General features: G+C 73.4%; 3 protein-coding genes. All 3 read left to right on the forward strand.

Going from position 1 to position 1,803, the window contains the following annotated elements:
• Nucleotides 1-612 (forward strand): hypothetical protein (locus ACTIR_RS0102830; RefSeq protein ID WP_026453152.1); only part of this gene is annotated, 612 nt, incomplete at its 5' end.
• On the forward strand, nt 612-950 hold the full coding sequence (locus tag ACTIR_RS21310; protein WP_052583693.1) for an NAD(P) transhydrogenase subunit alpha part 2: 339 nt from the start codon (nt 612-614) through the stop codon (nt 948-950). The genes ACTIR_RS0102830 and ACTIR_RS21310, both read left to right, overlap by 1 nt.
• The coding region (locus ACTIR_RS0102840; protein ID WP_026453153.1) for an NAD(P)(+) transhydrogenase (Re/Si-specific) subunit beta at nt 947-1,803 on the forward strand (857 nt) is incomplete at its 3' end. The genes ACTIR_RS21310 and ACTIR_RS0102840, both read left to right, overlap by 4 nt.

Genomic DNA, 1,803 nt, shown 5'->3' on the forward strand with positions numbered 1-1,803 from the left:
GGCGCGGCCACGACCGGCTACGACGTGCGCCCCGAGGTGTCCGAGCAGGTGGCCTCCGTCGGGGCGCGGTGGCTCGACCTGGGGGTCGAGGCGGCGGGGGAGGGCGGCTACGCCCGGGAGTTGTCCGACGACGAACGCGCCACCCAGCAGCAGCGGCTGACCGAGGCGATCACCGGGTTCGACGTGGTCGTCACCACCGCCCTGGTGCCCGGACGCCGGGCGCCCGTGCTGGTGACCGCCGAGGCCGTGCGGGGGATGCGGCCCGGCAGCGTGGTGGTGGACCTGGCGGGGGAGAGCGGCGGCAACTGCGAGCTGACCCGGCCGGGGGCCGACGTCGTCGTGCACGACGTCACCGTCTCCGCCCCGCGCAACCTGCCCGCCGAGCTGCCGGTGCACGCCAGCGAACTCTACGCGCGCAATCTCGTCGACCTGCTCGACCTGATGCTGGACGCCGACGGGCGTCTCGCGCCCGACCTGTCCGACGAGATCCTCGCGGCGACGTGCGTCGCGGGGGCGGACACCCTCCCCGGCGGCAGCAGTGGTGCGGGCGGCACGACCGGCACGCCCGACACCACCGGCACGTCCGACACGACCGACAGGGAGGCCGAGTGATGCTGCTGCAGAACCTCGCGATCCTCGTGCTCGCCGGCTTCCTCGGCTTCGTCGTGTTGTCGAAGGTGCCGAACACCCTGCACACACCCCTGATGTCGGGCACGAACGCGATCCACGGCATCGTGCTGCTCGGTGCGCTGATCGTGCTCGGGCTGGGCACCGAGGGGGTGTTCAACCGGATCCTGCTCGTGCTGGCGATCGCCTTCGGCACGATCAACGTGGTCGGCGGCTTCCTCGTCACCGACCGTATGCTGGGCATGTTCAAACGCGGGTCCGGCCGCGGCGGACCGGACCGCGGCGGGCCCGGCCGGGACGGACGGGAGGGGCCCCGGACATGACGTCGGTCGTCGCGGTGGGCTACATCATCGCCTTCTCGCTGTTCGTCCTCGGCCTGATGGGGCTGACCGGCCCGCGGACGGCGGTGCGCGGCAACCGGCTGGCGGCGGCGGGCATGGCGGTCGCCGTCGTCTCCACACTGTTGCTGCCCGGTATGGGGGACTGGTGGCTCATCGCGCTGGGGCTCGTGCTCGGCACGGTGGTGGGTGTTCCCGCGGCCCGCCGGGTCCGGATGACCGCGATGCCGCAGATGGTGGCGCTGTTCAACGGTGTCGGCGGTGGCGCCGTCGCCCTGATCGCCTGGGCGGAGTTCCGGGACACGGCCGGGTACGTGGTCGAACCCCTGCACGTCGCCGTCGCCTCGCTGTTCGCCGCGCTCGTCGGGTCGATCTCGTTCTGGGGATCGCTGGTGGCGTTCGGCAAGCTCCAGGAGTTGATCTCCCCGCGTCCGCTCGGGCTCGGCGCGGTCCACCGGCCCGTGACGGCGCTGGCACTGGCCGCCGCGCTCGCCTACGTCGTCGTGGTGGCCGCGGGCGGCACGTCCGGCTGGCTCATCGTGGGTGTGCTGGTGGCGTCCGCGTTCTTCGGTGTGCTGCTGGTCCTGCCGATCGGCGGGGCCGACATGCCCGTGGTGATCTCCCTGCTCAACGCGGCGACGGGCCTGTCGGCCGCCGCGATGGGGCTCGCGCTCGACAACACCGCGCTGATCGTGGCGGGCATGCTCGTCGGCGCCTCGGGTTCGATCCTGACCAACCTCATGGCCAGGGCGATGAACCGCTCCGTGACGTCGATCCTGCTGGGCGGGCTCGGTGGGGCGGGAGCGGGGGCGGCGGCCGCGGGCGCCGGCGCCGCGGG

This window comes from Saccharomonospora iraqiensis subsp. iraqiensis (assembly GCF_000430445.1).
Taxonomy (GTDB): domain Bacteria; phylum Actinomycetota; class Actinomycetes; order Mycobacteriales; family Pseudonocardiaceae; genus Saccharomonospora; species Saccharomonospora iraqiensis.

Coding starts and splice junctions, on each gene's coding strand:
- ACTIR_RS21310 (WP_052583693.1), top strand. CDS start 612: ATGCTGCTGCAGAACCTCGCGATCCTCGTGCTCGCCGGCTTCCTCGGC.